The sequence below is a fragment of the Trabulsiella odontotermitis genome (assembly GCF_001297775.1).
Taxonomy (GTDB): Bacteria; Pseudomonadota; Gammaproteobacteria; order Enterobacterales; family Enterobacteriaceae; genus Trabulsiella; species Trabulsiella odontotermitis.
Map to the genome: position 1 here is coordinate 189,198 of NZ_LIFX01000011.1, position 19,454 is coordinate 208,651.

The 19,454-nt window shown below is 54.6% G+C and carries 15 protein-coding genes and 3 tRNA genes; 9 read left to right on the plus strand and 9 right to left on the minus strand.

The annotated features are described in order from the left end of the window. From AOY23_RS16035 to gcvA, 3 genes are all read right to left on the minus strand, one after another. Positions 1-891, minus strand: a complete 891-nt coding sequence (locus AOY23_RS16035; RefSeq protein WP_054180368.1) for an oxidoreductase — start codon at positions 889-891, stop codon at positions 1-3. A 20-nt stretch (positions 892-911) separates the two neighbouring features. After that, positions 912-1,739 carry a DMT family transporter gene (locus tag AOY23_RS16040; protein WP_054180350.1) on the minus strand — a complete coding sequence of 276 codons (828 nt, stop codon included), beginning with the start codon at positions 1,737-1,739 and terminating at the stop codon, positions 912-914. A gap of 75 nt (positions 1,740-1,814) precedes the next feature. Beyond that, entirely contained in the window at positions 1,815-2,720 is a 906-nt protein-coding gene (gcvA, locus tag AOY23_RS16045; protein WP_054180351.1) for a transcriptional regulator GcvA, read from the minus strand. Positions 2,721-2,913: 193 nt separating this feature from the next. Between gcvA and AOY23_RS16050 the strand changes: the two genes are divergently transcribed. From AOY23_RS16050 to AOY23_RS16065, 4 genes are all read left to right on the plus strand, one after another. After that, the gene (locus AOY23_RS16050) at positions 2,914-3,513 is read left to right on the plus strand and encodes a TetR/AcrR family transcriptional regulator (RefSeq protein WP_054180352.1); all 600 of its coding nucleotides are present in this window, start codon (positions 2,914-2,916) and stop codon (positions 3,511-3,513) included. Between the two features lie 78 nt (positions 3,514-3,591). Beyond that, on the plus strand, positions 3,592-4,638 hold the full coding sequence (locus AOY23_RS16055) for an aldo/keto reductase (RefSeq protein WP_054180353.1): 1,047 nt from the start codon (positions 3,592-3,594) through the stop codon (positions 4,636-4,638). Positions 4,639-4,948: 310 nt separating this feature from the next. Next, the gene (locus tag AOY23_RS16060; RefSeq protein WP_054180354.1) at positions 4,949-5,644 is read left to right on the plus strand and encodes a DJ-1/PfpI family protein; all 696 of its coding nucleotides are present in this window, start codon (positions 4,949-4,951) and stop codon (positions 5,642-5,644) included. A 178-nt stretch (positions 5,645-5,822) separates the two neighbouring features. Next, on the plus strand, positions 5,823-6,782 hold the full coding sequence (locus AOY23_RS16065; RefSeq protein ID WP_054180355.1) for a bifunctional helix-turn-helix transcriptional regulator/GNAT family N-acetyltransferase: 960 nt from the start codon (positions 5,823-5,825) through the stop codon (positions 6,780-6,782). Between the two features lie 20 nt (positions 6,783-6,802). Here the strand turns inward: AOY23_RS16065 and AOY23_RS16070 are convergent, their stop codons facing one another. The 3 genes from AOY23_RS16070 to AOY23_RS16080 all read right to left on the minus strand — a co-directional run bounded on the left by AOY23_RS16070 (position 6,803) and on the right by AOY23_RS16080 (position 11,044). Beyond that, a complete protein-coding gene (locus tag AOY23_RS16070) occupies positions 6,803-8,581 on the minus strand; it encodes an aminopeptidase P family protein (protein ID WP_054180356.1) in 1,779 nt (592 codons plus the stop codon). Between the two features lie 15 nt (positions 8,582-8,596). Further along, positions 8,597-10,051 carry an AMP nucleosidase gene (locus AOY23_RS16075; RefSeq protein ID WP_054180357.1) on the minus strand — a complete coding sequence of 485 codons (1,455 nt, stop codon included), beginning with the start codon at positions 10,049-10,051 and terminating at the stop codon, positions 8,597-8,599. A 156-nt stretch (positions 10,052-10,207) separates the two neighbouring features. Next, complete coding sequence (locus AOY23_RS16080; protein ID WP_054180358.1) at positions 10,208-11,044, minus strand: alpha/beta fold hydrolase; 837 nt, start codon at positions 11,042-11,044, stop codon at positions 10,208-10,210. A 156-nt stretch (positions 11,045-11,200) separates the two neighbouring features. Between AOY23_RS16080 and AOY23_RS16085 the strand changes: the two genes are divergently transcribed. Further along, positions 11,201-12,190: a GlxA family transcriptional regulator gene (locus AOY23_RS16085; protein ID WP_054180359.1), complete on the plus strand. Its 990-nt coding sequence runs from the start codon at positions 11,201-11,203 to the stop codon at positions 12,188-12,190. Positions 12,191-12,227: 37 nt separating this feature from the next. Here AOY23_RS16085 and AOY23_RS16090 read toward each other — a convergent pair. Further along, a tRNA-Asn gene (locus tag AOY23_RS16090) sits at positions 12,228-12,303 on the minus strand. A 325-nt stretch (positions 12,304-12,628) separates the two neighbouring features. On the opposite strand from AOY23_RS16090, the gene nac reads away from it, so the two are divergent. Together nac and cbl are read left to right on the plus strand one after the other, a co-directional pair. Next, positions 12,629-13,546, plus strand: coding sequence for a nitrogen assimilation transcriptional regulator NAC (nac, locus tag AOY23_RS16095; protein WP_054180369.1), 918 nt, complete (start codon positions 12,629-12,631; stop codon positions 13,544-13,546). Positions 13,547-13,647: 101 nt separating this feature from the next. Continuing rightward, positions 13,648-14,598, plus strand: a complete 951-nt coding sequence (gene cbl / locus AOY23_RS16100) for an HTH-type transcriptional regulator Cbl (protein ID WP_054180360.1) — start codon at positions 13,648-13,650, stop codon at positions 14,596-14,598. 41 nt (positions 14,599-14,639) lie between these two features. Here cbl and AOY23_RS16105 read toward each other — a convergent pair. Next, positions 14,640-14,715 (minus strand) — tRNA-Asn (locus AOY23_RS16105). Positions 14,716-14,815: 100 nt separating this feature from the next. Then, the gene (gene mtfA, locus AOY23_RS16110; RefSeq protein WP_054180361.1) at positions 14,816-15,613 is read right to left on the minus strand and encodes a DgsA anti-repressor MtfA; all 798 of its coding nucleotides are present in this window, start codon (positions 15,611-15,613) and stop codon (positions 14,816-14,818) included. Positions 15,614-15,705: 92 nt separating this feature from the next. Here mtfA and AOY23_RS16115 point away from each other — a divergent pair. Further along, positions 15,706-15,795, plus strand: a tRNA-Ser gene (locus AOY23_RS16115). Positions 15,796-16,440: 645 nt separating this feature from the next. Beyond that, positions 16,441-19,454: autotransporter outer membrane beta-barrel domain-containing protein (locus tag AOY23_RS23165; RefSeq protein ID WP_054181319.1), on the plus strand; the 3,014-nt coding region annotated here is incomplete at its 3' end.

Sequence of the window (19,454 nt, forward strand, 5' to 3'; positions counted from 1 at the left end):
TCAACCCGGCCCCTCACTTCCCGCCGCCAGCAGCGGCACCACGACGTCGCTGATGGGCGTTGGAATCTGATGTAAGCGACCATAACGCTGTATTACGCCGTTGCGGATGTCCCACTCCATCGGACGGTTGGCCTGGCGGTCGCCGAGAATGGACGTGCTTAAATCCGCAGGGGCACGATGAAAACCGTCGATGATCTCCTGCAGAGTGTTATCGGGCAGCTCCGCGCCTTCCGCGCGTGCGACGGTCAGGCACTCACGCAGATAAGCCAGTGCCAGTTCAGTGATATCCTCGCGGGCAAACATCCCGGCACGGCGATTCGCCAGTACCATCAGACCGGCCACGGCGTTCTGCAGCAGTTTGCGCCAGGCGATGGAGATAAAATCGTCAGACAGTTCAACGGTGCAACGAGTGCCTGCGAGCGCATCAACGACCCGTTTTGCCTGCGGCACATTCGGCAGCGTCAGGCGTGGACTGGCGCGTAACCAGACCGAAGCATCCGGCTCGCGCTGCGCCGGGAACCACACCACTGAAGGCAGCACAGTTGCGCCATTGACGAAGGGTTCCAGCTGCGTTGTCTGCTCGACGCCATTTTGCAGTGCGCACACGACGGTGTTTTCATCGCACAATGCCGCCAGCCACCCGGCGCTGTCAGCGACCTGGGTCGTTTTCAGCGCGACAAACACCAGATTGAACGGATGGCGGATGGTCGCCGGGTCGCTCAGTACCGGGCCAGGAACGACAATTTCACCTTCATCATGACGCAAAATTAACTGCGAATGCGCGGTACGCCCGCAAAGGACGGGGGTGCGGTTAACTTCATGCAGTGCCGCGGCGATGGTCGTACCGATAGCCCCCGGACCAACAAGCGCTATCGTGGGATGGTCAGACATCATTTATTCTCCTGATTTGGTTAACCAATCATCAGTGTACCGGCGGCAATCATTGTGCACGTCAGCATTTTTCTCAGCGTTAACGTTTCGCCGAGAAACATATAGCCCAGCACGGCGGCAAACAGCACGCTGGTTTCACGCAATGCAGAGACAGCACCCATCGGCGCCGCTGTCATGGCATAAATGACAATGCCGTAAGCCAGTAGCGAAACAAGCCCGCCTCCTGCCGCACGGAATAAGTCGGGTCGCCAGCAGAGCAAACTTTTATAGTCGCGCAACGTGATATAAAGCGCTGGCATCATTATCCCCCATAATGCGCTCATCCATACGGTATAGGAAAGCGCGTTACCGGATACGCGCACACCCATCCCGTCCACTACGCTATAGGCGGCGATAAAAGCCCCCGTTGCCAGCGGATATTGCAGGCCGGACATCACCCGTTTGCCGCCTGTTGCAGCAAGCATCAGGATGCCGACGGAAATAAGTGTGATGCCGATAAACGTACTCAGTTCAATTCGTTCCCCGGCGAAAATTGCCGCCGCACAGGTCACCATCAGCGGCGAAGAACCGCGCGCAATCGGGTAAGTCTGCCCGAAATCTCCGCTCCGATAGCTGCGTATCAGACACAGGTTATAGCCGACATGCAGCAGCGCTGAGAGCAGTGCGTATTTCCAGCTGGCGCTGTCAGGGGCTGGCAAAAACAGCGCCGTCACCGCGCAGGTAAGGGCGATCGTCAGACACATGATGGTCATCGACCACAACCGATCAGTACCGCCACGTAACAAGGCGTTCCAGCTGGCATGCAGCAGCGCAGCAAATAAGGTAAGTAAAACAATATGTATGGGCATATCCTGATGCTAAACGGCACATGTCCGAATGAAAAGTGAAGTGTCGTCATTGTGGTATGAGGAAATGCTCATACTTCAACGGTAATGGATCTGTGCCTGTTGTGATTCCGCCAGTAGCCATTTGCGGAATTTAATGATGTGCGGTTGCGTTTCGATACCTTTCGGGCAGACGAAATAATAGGCGGCCGGTGACGGGAAAGGAACGTCAAAGAGGCGCACCAGACTGCCATCACCGATCTCTTTTTCAACGTGTCCGCTGCGCGCTAAGGCAATGCCCTGACCCAGCAGCGCGGCTTCAATCGTCATGTTGGTATCCGCGAAGCGAACGCTTTCATGCAGCACATCCGTATTCAGGCCGATAAGCTTAAACCAGACATCCCATTTCGGCACCAGATCAGCGCCATCCCGCGTCAGCAGTGGATAACGTAGCAGTTCGGCAGGCTCGCCGGGAGTCCCAAAACGCTGCAAGAGTGCCGGGCTGGCAACCGGAAATAACTGCTCGCGAAACATAAACTCTGTATGCAGCGCCGGATAATTACCGTGGCCGAAACGGATCGCCACATCGGAATCGGTACTGGCGAAATTAATGGCTTTATCCGTGCTTTCCAGTGTCACCAGAATTTCCGGATGTAAACGTGCTAAACCTGGCAGACGTGGTAGCAGCCATTTCAGAGCGAAAGAGTAGGTGGTATTAACCCGCAATCGTACCCGGCCTTTTTGCTCACGAAGATCGGCGAGCGTGGTTTCCAGCTTGCTAAAAAATTCGCGTACCAGGGGCGCGAGCGCAGCGCCTGCCGGTGTGAGTCTGAGGGTTTTACCACGTTCAAAAAGCGGCAATCCCCAGATTTCCTCCAGATTTTTCAGCTGATGACTGACCGCGCTTTGCGTAATACACAGCTCTGCCGCGGCGGAGGTAAACGTGGTATGGCGGGTGGCGACTTCAAATGTCCGCAACGTGGCGGTAGGCGGGAGGTCACGCATCATTCCGTTCCTGTTAATGAGTTAATGCTCATAACACGATAGGCCGGATCCCTGGCAAAAGAAACGGCGACAGCACGATAAACAGCGTCATTACACGTATGGGCGTCAGCGGCTGGAGCAGAACGTTAAAGATTTCTTTACTGCCATTCATTTTAGATTATAGTAATAATCTAAAATCATATTGAGGAAGCCTATGAAAGTCAGTCGAGCGAAGGCAGAGGAGAACCGTCGCGCCGTCGTTAAAGAAGCCGCAAAACTTTTCCGCGAGCACGGCATTGATGGTGTCGCTTTGAGTGGAATTATGGCTGCCGTGGGCCTGACTCAGGGCGGTTTCTACAAGCAATTCGGGTCAAAAGATGACCTCGCTGTTGAAGCCTGCGAGCAGGCGATGACAGCAAACATTGATACTCTGAATTCGCTCATTAATACCAGCAATGGCGATGTGATGGCGGCGATCATCGACCGATATCTCTCGCCCGAACACCGGGACAATCCCGCCAGTGGCTGCGCAATTGCTGCCCTGGTGGCGGATGTCGCCCGCCGGGAGGGGCCAATCCGCCGGAGTTTTGAGGACGGTATTCGGGGCTATCTGGAAGTGATTGAAAGCGCACTTTCCGATTGTAATGAAGACGCGCAAGAAGAGGTGGATGCGGTCGCTATCCTGTCAACGATGGTTGGTGCGCTTATGTTGTCACGCGCTGTCGAAGACGAACATTTGTCACAACGAATTCTGGAAGCCGCGGCTGACGCTTTACCAGGACGCAGCAAAACGGCTGCGCTCACTGAACAGTAGCCAGCGGTTTCCTGCTCTTACGCTCGAGTCCAGGTGGCTTGTGCAAGTTGTCAACTAACCTGATCAACGGGAGTGAATATGCGTTACAAACTGTTTGGCAAACACTCAGGCCTTCGGGTATCAGAACTCGTTCTGGGCGCGGGTACCTTTGGGACTCGCTGGGGACATGGCGCCGGGCCTGATGAAGTTCGCCGAATCGTCGACACCTACGCCGACGCGGGCGGGAATTTCATCGACACAGCCAATGGTTATCAGTTCGGTGAATCAGAAGAAATCCTCGGCGACTTACTGGTCGGGCGACGGAATCAATTTGTGCTGGCAACGAAGTACACGGCGCAGACAGATCCTTCGGATGGCATCCTCGCCAGTGGTAACAGCCGCCTGTCGATGATCCGTTCGGTCGAAGCGAGCCTGAAACGCCTCAAGACCGATCGCATTGATCTGCTTTGGGCGCACTTCCCGGACCAGGTGACACCGTCCGAGGAGATTGTCCGCGGGTTCGATGACCTTGCCCGCGCTGGCAAGATCCTCTACGCCGGGTTGTCCGATTTCCCCGCGTGGCGTCTGGCACGTACGGCCACCATTGCTGAGTTGCGGGGTACTGTGCCCATTGCCGCGCTGCAACTGGAATATAGTCTGGTTGAACGCGCGGTTGAACACGAGATGCTGCCCGCCGCACACGGACTCGGCCTCGGCATCGTCGCGTGGTCACCGCTTGGCGGCGGTATGCTCACCGGTAAATATCGCAAAGGTGAAAGTGGTCGTCGGGAAGGCTTTGGTGGCCGGGTCTTCCAGCCTGAAGATTCGCCGCAGCGGACCGCAATCCTTGATGCTGTCGAAGCCATTGCCAGCGAGGCCGGAGTGACCGCAGGCGAGGTCGCCATCGCCTGGGTCGCCGCTAAGGGAGTTCTGCCGATCATCGGTCCTCGTACTCATGAGCAGCTCGAGCAAAACCTTGCCTCGGTGAAACTCACACTTAGCCCGGAGCAAATTGAAAGGCTCGACCAGGCCAGCGCGATCCCGGCTATCTTCCCGCATCGGATGTATTCCGAACCGTCCACCGTCCAGATGTATACAGGCGGCAAAGCCGATCTGTTTGATTTGCCTGCTGACCCGGTAGCGTAAATCCATCCTGCTGGCGTGATGGGGAGCGCGCGCCAGCAGGAATGGGCTTGTGGAAGGTAAGTCTTGCCGGGGCTTGCAGTATATGCCCGGACCAACGAGAACCCTAATAGTGATCCTTGGGGGGATTTAGTCCGCTATGAGCGAGGAGCGGTCTTTTTACGATTAGTCATCTTGGTTCGGATTTCATAATGCTACTGAAATACAGCTGGATTAAGCATGGTCTTCAGTAGACGCACTTCTATTCGTTCAACAAATGGTTGCAATTGTTGAAGGAAAAGACATTATATCCTTTTAAGTTAAAAGGATTTTTATGATTGATACTACATGCACATCAATCGGGCTGATCCTGTTTCCGGCTCTTACTCAACTTGATCTTACCGGCCCTTATGAAGTCTTCGTAAGAGCTCCAAACACAAAGGTTCACCTAATCTGGAAAAACCTGGACCTCGTGGTTTCTGATCGTGGTATGGCTATACAGCCAACAACCACATTCAACGCATGTCCCGAATTGGATGTAATTTGTGTCCCTGGTGGTCCAGGGCAGATAAACCTGATGGAGGACGAAGAAGTCCTTTCGTTTATCCGGACTCAAAGTAAACAAGCAAAGCTCGTGACTTCGGTATGCACTGGGTCGCTTGTTTTGGGCGCAGCGGGGCTTCTGAAGGGATATAAAGCAACTACGCACTGGGCTTCTCTGGATCAGCTGGCTTTGTTGGGTGCAGAGCCAGTAAGTGAGCGTGTAGTTCGTGACCGCAACCGTATAACTGGCGCAGGTGTAACTTCAGGTATAGATTTTGCTCTCAACGTCGTGTCAGAAATCTACGGAAGTGATATTGCTCAGAATATTCAGCTGCATCTGGAATACGACCCCGCACCTCCCTTTACCTGTGGCTCACCCCGCACAGCATCAGAAGAACAGCTAAAAAAAGCACAGAAACAGGTTGCGCCATTTATTGAAAAGAGGCGGCAGGCTACTTTAAAAGCAGCAGCCAGACTTCAGAAATAAGTACATTGCTGAACTTCTCTGTTCAATTATCAATGTCCGCTTTTGGCACGAAGCGGCCAGTCAAATCAATTAGCCTCTAATCCCTTAACCATATCAACTCTCCCTCCAGCACACCCATTGACACCCATTTTAAAAATATGGTTGTATAATACAACCATATTCCACAAGGTAAAAGTCAATGACAGCCGAATCGCCACTGGTTGAAGAAATACGCATATCATCGCGCCTGATGGTTCGGGAACTCGGCTTTATGCGCCACACGCTGGCGGCAACGGCGTATTCTCCTTCTGTCGTACATACATTGCTTGAAGTGGAAGCCCGTGGCGCAATGACCGCGGCTCAGCTGGTACAGCTTCTGGGGCTTGAGAAGTCCAGTGTCAGCCGCATGCTGGCAAAACTGGTTAAAGATGGTGAACTGCAGGTCACCCCGTCTGCAGAAGATGCAAGGATTAAGCAGCTCAGCCTGACGGCGCAGGGCCGGGAAACGGTGTGGAAAATTAACCAGTACGGTAATGAACGCGTCATTGCCGCACTGGAAAAAATGGACTCCTGTCAGCAGCACGTCGTCTCACAAGGTCTTCGTTGCTATGCCAGCGCCCTGAAAGCCTGCCGTGATAACGCCTCCCTGAATGCGCAAAGCAGCATCAAAATTGTCACCGGATATCAGCCGGGAATGATTGGCCGCATCACGGAAATGCATGGCCGTTATTACGCAAGAGAGCATGATTTTGGCCTTTTTTTCGAAAGCAAGGTCGCGGCGGGTCTGGCTGATTTTTCCGGCCGTCTGGATAAGGCGTGCAATCACATCTGGTTAGCGGTACAGGGTGGTCGCATCGTGGGTTCTGTCGCCATTGATGGTGAGGATCTGGGAAACAATGAGGCGCACTTGCGCTGGTTCATCCTTGACGACGGTTGCCGTGGTAGCGGAGTGGGCAGAAAGCTGATGGCTGAAGCGATGAATTTTTGCGATGAAAGGCAATTCTCTGCGGTTCAGCTCTGGACGTTCAATAAACTGACGGCAGCGAGGCGCCTGTACGAATCATTCGGTTTCACACTGACGAAAGAATGGCAGGGCGACCAGTGGGGAAACACCATGACGGAACAACAATTCACCCGTAGCGTTCGGTGGGTTAGCTGAGCGCTAACCCGCTTTTACGTTTAGTTCACCTGCACCCGCACCGGTGCCGTCACTTCAAACAGCCACGGGCGCGCATCGCTGTCCACCAGTGGCGATAGCGATTCACGGACGAGCTGGTGGTAGTTGTCGATCCACTCAACATCCTGATCATTCAGCAGATTCCAGTCCACCTGGCTTAAATCAATCGGTACCAGCGTCAGAGAGGCAAAACGGCAGAAACCGGGCTGCGCATCCACAATTTCCACCTGGTTTTCAATACGAATGCCGTACTGATCCGCCAGATAGTAACCGGGCTCGATGGTCATGATGTTACCCGCCGTCAGCGGCCACGGGTTGACCTTTTTGGCGATGCGCTGCGGCCCTTCATGGATCATCAGTTGATGCCCCACGCCGTGGCCGGTGCCGTGATCAAAATCGAGCCCCAGTTCCCATAGCGGGCGGCGAGCAAAGGCGTCAAGCTGGTGCCCGTGCGAGCCCTGCGGGAATTGCAGGGTGATCAGCGACAGAAACCCTTTCAGCACGGCGGTATAGTGCAGGCGCTGTTGCGGCCCCTGTTGACCAAACGCCAGCGTGCGCGTGGCATCGGTGGTGCCGTTGCTGTACTGACCGCCGGAGTCGTTGAGGTAAAAGTTTTCACTGGTGATTGCGGTATTGGTCGCTTCGCTGGAGTGGTAATGGCACATCGCCGCGTTGCTGGCCGAGGCAGAGATGGTGCCAAAACTCTGTTCGATAAAACCATCCTGTTGCTGACGAAACACCAGTTGCTGCGCCTGCGCTTCCAGTTCGGTGAGCGGGTTGCCTGCCGCTTCTCGCGCCGGAACTTCATGCGCCAGCCAGGCGAGGAAATTCACCCACGCCGCGCCATCTTTGCGGTGGCTGTCGCGGTAACCTTCCAGCTCGACGGGGTTTTTCTTCGCCTTGATAAAGGTGATGGGATCGGGCTGCCAGACCACTTCGCCGCCGTGTTTTTCTACCGCAAAGCGCGCGGCAACGGGCGAATAATCACTGTCGAGCATCACGCGCTTGCCAATGGCCACCTGCTGACAGCGTGGAATGAACGCTTCCATCGGCGAAAGATTGACGGATTCGAGCAACGCTGAGGGCAACTGCGCGGTTTTTTCACTGTCGACAAACCACTCCAGTTCGCCGGTATGGCTCAGCAGCGCAAATGACAGCACGACCGGGCTCATGGCGATGTCGGCACCGCGCACATTAAGCAGCCACGCAATATTATCCGGCTGGGAAATTGCCAGGTAATCAACGCCTTTTTCCGCCAGCAAGGCGGCGATGCGTTCGCGCTTGTCGGCGCTGCTTTCTCCACTCACCTCGACTGGCATTTCGCGGATCATGCCACGCGGCGCAGCAGGGCGGTCAGTCCAGATGGTGTTAAACGGATCGTCCGTCAACGCTTCCATCTTGCAATGGGTGGCCCGCAGACTCTCGTACTGACTGTTCACCATCAACAGCGGTTCGAAGGCGATGCGGCTGCCGACGGGCAGCTCGGTATCCATCACCTCCGCCAGCGGATCATCATGCAGATGGCGGATTTCCCACTCGTTTAAATCCACTTCCTGACGCACCTGCACCTGATAGCGCCCGTCGACGAAAATAATCGCCCGGTCGCGCAGTACCAGCGCATGACCCGCCGAGCCGGTAAACCCGGTCAGCCACGCCAGTTTGTTATCGTGGGGCGCGGCGTACTCGCTCTGGAACGGGTCGGCGCGGGGGACAAACATCCCGTCCAGATTCTGTGCCTGCAGCATGTTACGTAGGGCGTTGAGAGGCGATGTGGTTGTCATGATTTCACCTGATAATTAACGGAACGGAGGTTCGTTGAAGGTACGCAGCTTGCGGGAATGCAGGCGTTCGCCCTCAGCACGCAGCAGATCAATCGCGCGGATGCCAATCTGCAAATGCTCAGAAATCGCCCCTTCATAGAACCGGTTTGCCTGCCCCGGCAGTTTGATTTCGCCATGCAGCGGTTTGTCGGACACGCACAGCAGCGTGCCATACGGCACACGGAAGCGGTAACCCTGCGCGGCGATGGTGGCGCTTTCCATATCGATAGCGATCGCCCGGCTGAGGTTAAAACGCAGCGCCGACGCGGAATAGCGCAGCTCCCAGTTGCGGTCATCGGTAGTGACGACCGTACCGGTGCGCAGGCGTTGTTTCACCTCTTCGCCCGGCATGCCGCTGACCTGCTTGGTCGCGTCATACAGCGCGCGCTGCACTTCCGCGATGCTCGGAATCGGGATATCCGGCGGCAGCACGGCATCCAGCACATGATCGTCGCGCAGATAAGCGTGCGCAAGCACATAGTCGCCAATGTCCTGGCTTTCACGCAGGCCGCCGCAGTGACCAATCATCAGCCAGACGTCCGGGCGCAGCACCGCCAGATGGTCGCAGATATTTTTCGCGTTAGCCGGGCCGACGCCGATGTTAATCAGCGTAATCCCCTGGCCGTCTTCGGTGATCAGGTGCCAGGCGGGCATCTGATGTTTTTTCCAGGCCAGATCAGAAACTGCCTGCTCCGGGGCGTCGGTCTCGGCGGTGATCCAGATCCCGCCAGCGCAGGAGAGGGCGATGTACGGGCTTTCCGGGTCGAGGATCTGGCTGCAACCCCAGCGGACAAACTCATCGACATAGCGTGTGTAGTTGGTAAACAACACAAACGGCTGGAAATGTTCGACCGGCGTGCCGGTATAGTGGCGCAGACGTGCCAGCGAGAAATCGACGCGGCGGGCATCAAAATGCGACAGCGGATAAAACTCGCCAGGGTGGAACAGGCCATCTGCGGTTTCATCGCCAATCTGCGACAGCTCAGTGGTCGGGAAATGGCGGGTCAGCCCGGCGCTCATCGAGCGATCCAGCGTCAGTCTGGAGCCATCAATAACGTAAGGATAGGGGATTTCATGCTGCGAGCGGGCAACCGAAATGTGCGCGCCGTAGTTCTCATGCAGCAATGTCAGTTGTTCCAGCAGGTACTGGCGGAACAACTGAGGATGGGTGATGGTCGTGGTGTAGCAACCTGCGTGTGTAAAGCGGGCGTAGGCGCGGGTTTTCGGCGCATCTGGTGCGACCCCGTTCCATGACACGGACAGCTCGGGGTACACAAACAGCCCTCTGGCGCGGGCCTCGGTATCCGGCAGCGTGTTGTCATGAATGTAATCACCAATCGCGCTGCGCAGTGCGCCGACTGACTCTTCATACAGTGCTTCAAGCTGCGTCAGCGCCTGCTCCGGCGTCAGCCCATTACCTGTAGTGTTCATCATTTACTCCTTGTCTCAGCGATTCTGGATTACCGGATAGTATGTCACAGGATTGTGAAACAAAAGGTGGCAAAAGGATGAATCACCAGAGTGGCGAAGAATTAAACGATGGAGCCGGACACCTGCAGCGAGCGGGGCCGGCTCTTTTTGCAGGACTCACGTCCTGATAAACGCCAGCAAGTCCGGGTTGATGGTGTCAGGGTGCGTGGCGAACATCCCGTGCGACAGGCCCGGATAGGTTTTCAGCGTGCCCTGTTTCAGCAGTTTGATCGCCTTATGAGCGGAGTCATCAATCGGGACGACCTGATCGTCTTCGCCGTGCATCACCAGAACCGGCACCGTGATGGCTTTTAAATCGTCGGTAAAGTCGGTTTCAGAAAACGCCGCGATACAGTCATATTGCGCTTTGATGCCGCCTGCCATGCCCTGACGCCACCAGTTGTCGATCAGGCCCTGAATGACGTTCGCACCAGGACGGTTGAAACCATAGAAGGGGCCTGATGGCACGTCGATAAAGAACTGCGCGCGGTTATTCGCCAGCGCACTACGGAAACCGTCGAAAACGGACATCGGCAGCCCTTCCGGGTTCGCCGGGGTTTTGAGCATGACTGGCGGCACAGCGCCCATCAGTACCGCCTTCGCCACACGGCCTGCTTCGGCACGAGCGACATAGCGCGCCACTTCACCGCCGCCGGTGGAATGACCGATATGCACAGCGTTTTTCAGATCCAGCACGCGAACAAGCTCGGCGACGTCTGCGGCATAGGTGTTCATCTCGTTGCCTGTATCGGTCTGATCGGAACGGCCGTGACCGCGGCGGTCATGGGCGATGACGCGATAACCGTGAGATAAAAAGTACAACATCTGGTTGTCCCAGTCGTCAGCGCTTAACGGCCAGCCGTGGTGAAAGACGATCGGCTGCGCGTTTTTCGGACCCCAGTCTTTGTAGAAAATCCGGGTGCCGTCTTTGGTGGTGATGATGCCGTTGCTCATAGGAATATCTCCTGTCTGTGATGAGAGTCATGTGATGCCCTGGGCCAGAGATTGGGGTTCAGGCCATCGCAGTTGTTGTCTGACGGAGCTATTGTTCAGGAATGCCGGAGCGGATAGAATTGTCAAAAATGACATTATCAGGGTTAAAACTGACAAATGATAAATTCTGCTGAACGAACGGTGGTGGCGGAGATTGGCCTGCTGATTTACCCCGACTGCCAGCTTGCGGCAGTGTATGGGCTGACTGATATGTTCAGGATCGCCGCCGACTGGGCGGAGAGTATCTCTGGTGAGGTCTCTCTGCGGGCTATTCGGGTATCACACTGGCAGGTAAAGCCCGACGATGAGACGGTGGAGTGTGTCTGGGACAGCCACCCGGATGCACCCCATCGCCTGAGTCATTTGATTGCGCCGCCGGGGCTGGTGATACCGTCAAAAATGGTGTCGATGGCGGTGCCTGCTCGTTGGATGAACACGCTTTATCACGAGGGCGTTACATTGTGTTCGGTCTGCGCGGGGGCGTTCGTGCTGGCGGAAACCGGGCTTATCGATCATCGCCGCGCAACAACACACTGGGCCTTTGCGCAGGCGCTCGCGGAGCGTTTCCCGGCGGTGGATGTGGCGGCGGAAAATATGGTGATCGACGATGGCGATATTATTACGGCGGGGGGTATCCTGGCCTGGACTGATCTCGGCCTGACGCTTATCGAAAAACTGCTGGGAACCGGCACAATGCTGGCCACCGCCCGCTTTTTACTTATCGATCCGCCCCGGCGGGAACAAAGCACCTATGCGGCGTTTATCCCGGATTTCGACCATGGCGATGGTGAGATCCTGCGCGTCCAGCACCGGCTTCATGCAAGCTTTGCAGACCCGCAATCTATTGAAGAGATGGCTGCCCTGGCGGGTATGACGCCACGGACCTTTCTGCGCCGCTTCCAGAAAGCAACGGGGATCCGGCCAACGGAATATGTGCAGCAGGTCAGGATTATGAAAGCGAGGGATGCACTGGAATTGACGGGACGTTCTGTCGATCACATTGCCTGGGAAGTGGGGTATACCGACCCGTCCGCCTTCCGCAAGATTTTTCGCAAAATAACGGGCGTTACGCCGGGCCAGTATCGCCAGCGTTTTGGCATCACATAATGCAAAAAGCCTGCTCGAAAGCAGGCTTTTTTAAATCTGGCTCCTCTGACTGGACTCGAACCAGTGACATACGGATTAACAGTCCGCCGTTCTACCGACTGAACTACAGAGGAATCGTGTGAACGGGGCGCATAGTAACGGCGCTGTTTGCCTTTGTCAAAGCCAGGTTGCCCTGGCAGATGCTGACTGCTGACAATTTCAACAACATCAGACGCATTGCTGGTTTATTGACCAGGATTGCACTGTGACGGTGCAAAATTACCTCTGATGGGGCATAGCGGCTTCTGCTGGTTGTTGCGCAAAAACAGCGAAATACATCAGAAACGCTTATTCATCGGTGCTGGCGGGGCGTTAGTAAAAGCTGGCAAGCATATTGCAATATTTCCGGCTAGTTATAAGACCGCCCATCAGGGCATGGCATTCCGGACAGGGGGCAATATGAATTTAAGACGACTGAAGTACTTCGTGAAAATCGTTGACATCGGTAGCCTGACGCAGGCCGCAGAAGTGCTGCACATCGCGCAACCGGCGCTCAGTCAGCAGGTGGCTACTCTGGAAGGGGAGCTGGATCAGCAGTTGTTGATCCGTACCAAGCGGGGCGTAACGCCAACCGAAGCCGGGAAAATTCTCTACACCCATGCGCGGACGATTTTGCGTCAGTGCGAGCAGGCGCATATGGCGGTCAGCCATGTCGGTCAGACGCTGAACGGGCAGGTTTCCATCGGCCTTGCGCCGGGCACGGCGGCATCATCCGTCACCATGCCGTTATTGCAGACGGTGCGCAATGAGCTGCCGAACGTGCTGGTGTATTTGCACGAAAACAGCGGCGCCATTCTGAATGATAAACTGCTGAGCGGCCAACTGGATATGGCGGTGCTGTACGATCGCGCGCCAGTCGCCGGGATCAACAGCCAGCCGCTGCTGAAAGAAGAACTCTACGTGGTTGGTACGCGTGATTGCCCGGGCCAGGGGGTTGATCTGGCGCTGGTGGCTGAAATGAATCTCTTCCTGCCGCGCGACTACAGTGCGGTGCGGGCGCGTGTGGATGAAGCGTTCTCGCTGCGCCGTCTGACGGCGAAAGTCGTCGGGGAAATTGACTCTCTCTCCACGTTGACTGCCGCTATCGCCAGCGGGATGGGTGTGACCGTCCTGCCTGAATCAGCCGCCAGCTCGCTGTGCAGCGCCGCTAATGGCTGGATGGCGCGCATTTCTGCGCCGTCGATGAGCCTGCCGCTGTCGCTGAACGTGTCGGCACGCGGTTCTCTGTCGCCACAGGCGCAGGCGGTGAAAGAGATTTTGATGTCGCTGGTGAGTCGCCCGACACTGGAAAACCGCGAATTGCAGCTGGTCAGCTAAGCGTTATTCCTGACTGGAATAAGATGCTGGTTTTTATTATTTGTTCGCCGGAAGCGCAGACTCTAACAATAGCAGTATGTCTGATGGTCCCGGAGGGAAGGGTGAATTTCCAGCAACTTAAGATTATCCGCGAGGCAGCGCGGCAGGATTACAACCTGACAGAAGTCGCCAACATGCTTTACACGTCGCAATCCGGCGTGAGCCGCCACATCCGCGAGCTGGAAGAAGAACTGGGGATTGAGATTTTCATCCGCCGCGGCAAGCGACTGTTGGGAATGACGGAGCCTGGCAAAGCATTACTGGTCATTGCTGAGCGTATTCTGAATGAGGCGAGCAACGTCCGTCGCCTCGCCGATCTGTTCACCAATGATGCGACGGGCGTGCTGACCATTGCGACCACGCACACCCAGGCGCGTTACAGCCTGCCGCCAGTGATCAAGGCCTTCCGCGAACTCTACAGCGATGTGCGTCTGGAACTGATTCAGGGCACGCCGCAGGAAATCGATGCGCTGCTGCATAACGGTGGCGCGGATATCGGCATCGCCAGCGAGCGGTTAAGTAATGATCCGACCCTCGCGGCGTTTCCGTGGTTTCGCTGGTATCACAGCCTGCTGGTGCCGAAAAATCATCCACTGACTCAGGTCTCGCCGCTGACACTCGACGACATTGCCCGCTGGCCGTTGATCACCTACCGACAGGGCATCACCGGTCGCTCGCGCATTGATGAAGCCTTTAACCGCCGGGGACTGGTGCCGGATGTGGTACTCAGCGCGCAGGACTCCGACGTCATCAAGACGTACGTTGAATTAGGGCTGGGCATTGGACTGGTGGCGGAACAGTCGGCCGAACATCAGGAATCTGACACACTGACCAGGCTCGACACTCGTCATCTTTTTGACGCAAACACCGTCTGGCTGGGGCTGAAACGAGGTCAGTTACAACGTAACTATGTCTGGCGGTTTATCGAATTGTGTAATGCCGGGCTGTCGCTTGAAGAGATTAAGCAGCAGGCGATGGAGCCAGAAGAAGTGGCTATCGATTACCAAATCTAGAAAAGCAAAAAGCCTGCTCGAAAGCAGGCTTTTCTGAAATCTGGCTCCTCTGACTGGACTCGAACCAGTGACATACGGATTAACAGTCCGCCGTTCTACCGACTGAACTACAGAGGAATCGTGTGAACGGGGCGAATACTAATGGCTCGCCTTTTTTGTGTCAACACTAAATTTAACCTGCTGATTCAATTGAATGAATTTAGCGCAGGCTGTTGTTTTAGTGAACTACCGGCGACTTATCGTCGATACTGATGCCATTCTCGCGTAAACGCACCAGCGGGTCCTGTTGATAAAACTGGCAGAAACGCTGCCAGAGCGCCGGGAAGCGGGGCGCAAAGAACTCGGGGGCACTGAAAAAGTATTCTGACAATACGGCAAAACACTCTGCCGGGTCGCTTGCCGCATAGGCATCAATACTGGCGGCACTTTCCCCCACCATGTCGATTTCATCCTGAATGTTGTTCATTGCGGCATGCAGATCATGTTCCCACCCGGCCACTTCGCGCAGCGGGATCAGCGGTACACCGTTGGCGCGATCGCCATTGCGGGTGTCGAGTTTATGTGCCACTTCATGCACAATCAGATTGAAACCGGAAGCGTCGAAGGAATCCTGAATATCGAGCCAGTTCAGCACAATCGGACCCTGCTGCCAGCTTTGCCCTGACTGCACGACCCGCTGATTATGCACCAGCCCGATGTCGTCTTCCCACTCATCGTCCACCACGAACGGCGCAGGGTAGATGAGGATTTCATGAAAACCATCCAGCCATTCGAGGCCCAGCGCCAGTACCGGCAAGCAGAACAGCAGCGCAATGCGGGCATGTTGCTCCGCGGTGAGTTCCAGTCCCTGCAGAACAACCAGCCGCTTTTGCTGTAAAAAACGGTCGGCAAGATGAACCAGCTTCGCCTGCTCATCATCCGAGAGGTTCGCTAAAACAGGAATCGCCAGCGCCTGCTCCCAGTTGATCTGGGGATTGGGGCTCGTGTCATGTGCTTTCCAGGGCCACTTAATCATCGTTTTGCTCGCAAACTCGTCACTTGAACAGAATTGGAGGTACCGGGTCTGTTAAAATGCCAAAGATCCTGGCATGATGGCAACCATAAAACGGAGAGATGCCGGAGCGGCTGAACGGACCGGTCTCGAAAACCGGAGTAGGGGCAACTCTACCGGGGGTTCAAATCCCCCTCTCTCCGCCATTATTCAAACACTTACCCCACCTCGTTTCAGTGATAAAAATCCCATTGAGAAAACCTGAGAAATCCGGTGAGGGAATTGTTATCAATTTTTACCCTGTCTGCGCGTGGTAAAGTCACATTTTTGGCCGTGGGTTGGCCGATTTTCGTCTGCCGGGCATAGATAAGAACCGTCTCCTCTCTTGCGCCCACTCAATGGCTGCTTATCCCCTGAGCGTTCCGTTGCCGCTATCTTAATGATGTTCAACCCGATAATTTTCTCACAACTGTAATGATTCAATCTGCAATATTTAAATTGCGGCTATCTGAAAACTATGCAGGAATTCCAGATGTTCATATCGCGAAATTTATATTCGTGCTTTTGGTTTTATGTTTTATCAGTTTATTAATTTACTGTTTAAGAATTATCAAGAGCATCTTAAATAATTGCCTTCATGAAAAAATTCATAAAAAACAACGTGATGACGAATTTCTATTGCGCTAATTGAAACGCTATTTTGTTATGGGTTTAAAACTATTTCATTTGAAATCACATCTCTGGGATAAGAAAATATACTACATAAATTACTTTGGTTAGACCCATCTGAAATAGTCTGATTAAAAGTTTTATTTTATTTTATCTCCATGGGAAGAACAAGGTCGTATAATATGAGTTCGTCTTTCAAACCTACTAAAATTGCGTTGTTTATCAGCGCAATTCTGTCCTCAGCAACAGTTGCCGCGGCATCGGCACCTGCCAGTATTATTATAGATAAGTCAACCGCATCGGATGCGCGCACCGTCACCCTGCCGACCGGCAGCAATGTGTCATATATCAACATCGATGCCGATGATGCGCGGGTGACGATGGGGGATAACACGACCATCACCAGCGCCGGGGACTATCCGGATGATTCCCTCTACTATAATCCGGGTTATTTCATTACGGTTAAGGACGGTACAGTCGATCTTGGCAAGAATTTCACGCTCAATTACATGTTCGATTATTTAACGAATGGTAATTACAGGGCTGATGCTATTCGTTTGTTGGGTACAGGGGTGCTGAAGGCTGAAAACCTGACCATTAACGAACATGAAACCAGGGTTGGCGATACCAATACCGTTAGCGCTATTTATCTTAGTGGTAGTACGCGTGCTGATCTAAAAGGGACGACTACCATCACGACAGGAAATATTGAGACCCGGCAGGACGCTATTCTCAATGCAGAAAATGTCAATATTACTTATATTGACGAGGATCCACTCTCCAGACGTGGACATCATGCTGCACTGGATTTAGAAGGTAAAGAGGCCAACTTTACAGGTAACGTGAATATCAAGATGTTTGAGGGCTCTCCAGGCGGTCTCGAAGGGATTGGTATCATGGACGATGATGTCACCTTCGCCGGGAAGACAACCATTGATCTCGATATTATCAGTGGCAGTGCGAGGGGGGTTGAAATCTGGGATACGGTCTATCATGGACGTGGCGATGACTGGACCCCGGAATACCTGACCAACAACGTCTCGTTTAACGAACTTTCGATCAAGGCGATCAGTCGTGGCGAAGCCGGGCCCAGCGCCGGTGGAAGTGTGACTGGTTTCGAAAGCATCAGTCAGATGGGAACAACAAGCGTCGCCATCAATAAAATTACGGTGGATGTATCAGGGAATAACTCCGTTGATGGCATCCGGCTGCGCGATACTGAGACGGAGGGGGCCACGAAGTACCGTATTAATGATGCCAGTGTGAAAGTTTCTGGCGGAAATGCAGCGACGTTAACCGGGTATTACAGTGGCGGTGCTGATGACGCAACAACCGATACGGTAATTAAAAACATTAACATCCAGTCCCAGGGCGGGAATAATGTTTATTTAGTGGAACAACAGGGTTCTACCGATCGCTTTACCGGGAACGTCACCTTAGGCAGCCAGGCATCTTATGATTCCGCCGCTGGCACGGTTTACTCCATCTATGGCTACAGCACCGGTACTACCGGCTCAACAAATATTGTTGATAACAATAAGTTAGTTGCCTGGGGGAAAATGTATGCACGAGGTGTGCACAGCATTAATATTGCGACTGGCGATAACTCATACATTTATGGCGATACCGCGACTGAAGGTACCGGCAACATCAATCTTGCGCTGAATGGCAGCAACAGTCAGTGGGATATGGTGGGTGATTCCAACATCACTAACCTGACGCTGAACAATTCCACACTGACCTTTATGCCGCCAGTGACTGAGACGCGTAAACTGACGCGTGATGCAGCCACCTTTAAAACCCTGACGGTGGACGGTGATTACCGCGGTAATAACGGTAACATCGTAATGAACGCTCAACTGGGTGATGACAGTTCTCCGACCGATCGTCTGCTGATCAGCGGCAACACCTCTGGTACCACCAATGTGAAAGTGCTGAATGCAGGCGGCGCGGGTGGTGTCACCATTGATGGTATCGAGCTGATTAGCGTAGGTGGGGATTCTGACGGCGAGTTCAAACAGAGCGGTCGTATCGTGGCTGGTGCCTATGACTATACCCTGCAACGCGGCGAAGGCCAGAATGACAAGAACTGGTACCTGAGCAGCGCACTGTCTCCGGAAGATCCGGTTGACCCAATTGATCCGGTTGACCCGGTTGATCCCGTTGACCCGGTTGATCCGCAAGACCCGACCGATCCTGTCGTACCACAAAACCCGGTAACGCCGCAGAAACCGGCTCAGCCGAGAGAACAGGCCGTACGTCCGGAAGCCGGTCTGTATGCAATGAACCTGCAGGCGGCCAACAACCTGTTTACCACCCGTCTGCATGACCGTCTCGGTGAGACGCACTACGTTGACGCGCTGACCGGTGAAACTGCGGTGACCAGCATGTGGCTGCGCAACGTCGGCGGGCACACCCGTCAGAAAGACAGCAGTGGTCTGGTGAACATGCAGAGCAACCGCTATGTGATGCAACTGGGTGGCGATATCGCGCAGTGGAGTTCTGACGAGGCTGACCGTTATCACCTCGGTGTGATGGCCGGTTATGCCAACCAGAAGAGCCGAGCGGTCAACCATCGTAACAGCAACCACGCCACCGGCAGCATCGACGGTTACAGCGTCGGCGTCTACGGCACGTGGCTGCAGGATAACGACACGCTGGAAGGCGCATATGTTGACAGCTGGGCGCAGTACAACTGGTTCGATAACACCGTGTCCGGTGATGACGTTGCGGCGGAGTCGTACAAATCCAAAGGCTTCACGGCGTCTGTGGAATCCGGCTATACCTGGAAACTGGCAGACATCAGCGAACGTAACGCGCTGTACATCCAGCCGAAAGCGCAGGTCACCTGGATGGGCGTGAAAGCGGATTCGCATAAAGAAACCAACGGCACCCGTGTCGAAGGCAATGGTGACGGCAACATTCAGACCCGCGTTGGCGTGCGTCTGTACGGCCACGGCCACAACAAACTGGACGATGGTAAAGGCCGCACCTTCCAGCCGTTCGTGGAAGCCAACTGGATCCACAACAGCAAGGACTTTGGTGTGTCGCTGAACGGTCAGCAGGTAGAGCTGGCAGGCGCCCGCAATATTGGTGAACTGAAAGCCGGTGTTGAAGGTCAACTGACGAAGAACGTCGCCCTGTGGGGTAACGTTGGTCAGCAGGTTGGCGACAAAGGCTACAGCGATACCGCTGC

Coding starts and splice junctions, on each gene's coding strand:
- AOY23_RS16035 (WP_054180368.1), bottom strand. CDS start 891: ATGTCTGACCATCCCACGATAGCGCTTGTTGGTCCGGGGGCTATCGGT.
- AOY23_RS16040 (WP_054180350.1), bottom strand. CDS start 1,739: ATGCCCATACATATTGTTTTACTTACCTTATTTGCTGCGCTGCTGCAT.
- gcvA (WP_054180351.1), bottom strand. CDS start 2,720: ATGCGTGACCTCCCGCCTACCGCCACGTTGCGGACATTTGAAGTCGCC.
- AOY23_RS16050 (WP_054180352.1), top strand. CDS start 2,914: ATGAAAGTCAGTCGAGCGAAGGCAGAGGAGAACCGTCGCGCCGTCGTT.
- AOY23_RS16055 (WP_054180353.1), top strand. CDS start 3,592: ATGCGTTACAAACTGTTTGGCAAACACTCAGGCCTTCGGGTATCAGAA.
- AOY23_RS16060 (WP_054180354.1), top strand. CDS start 4,949: ATGATTGATACTACATGCACATCAATCGGGCTGATCCTGTTTCCGGCT.
- AOY23_RS16065 (WP_054180355.1), top strand. CDS start 5,823: ATGACAGCCGAATCGCCACTGGTTGAAGAAATACGCATATCATCGCGC.
- AOY23_RS16070 (WP_054180356.1), bottom strand. CDS start 8,581: ATGACAACCACATCGCCTCTCAACGCCCTACGTAACATGCTGCAGGCA.
- AOY23_RS16075 (WP_054180357.1), bottom strand. CDS start 10,051: ATGAACACTACAGGTAATGGGCTGACGCCGGAGCAGGCGCTGACGCAG.
- AOY23_RS16080 (WP_054180358.1), bottom strand. CDS start 11,044: ATGAGCAACGGCATCATCACCACCAAAGACGGCACCCGGATTTTCTAC.
- AOY23_RS16085 (WP_054180359.1), top strand. CDS start 11,201: ATGATAAATTCTGCTGAACGAACGGTGGTGGCGGAGATTGGCCTGCTG.
- nac (WP_054180369.1), top strand. CDS start 12,629: ATGAATTTAAGACGACTGAAGTACTTCGTGAAAATCGTTGACATCGGT.
- mtfA (WP_054180361.1), bottom strand. CDS start 15,613: ATGATTAAGTGGCCCTGGAAAGCACATGACACGAGCCCCAATCCCCAG.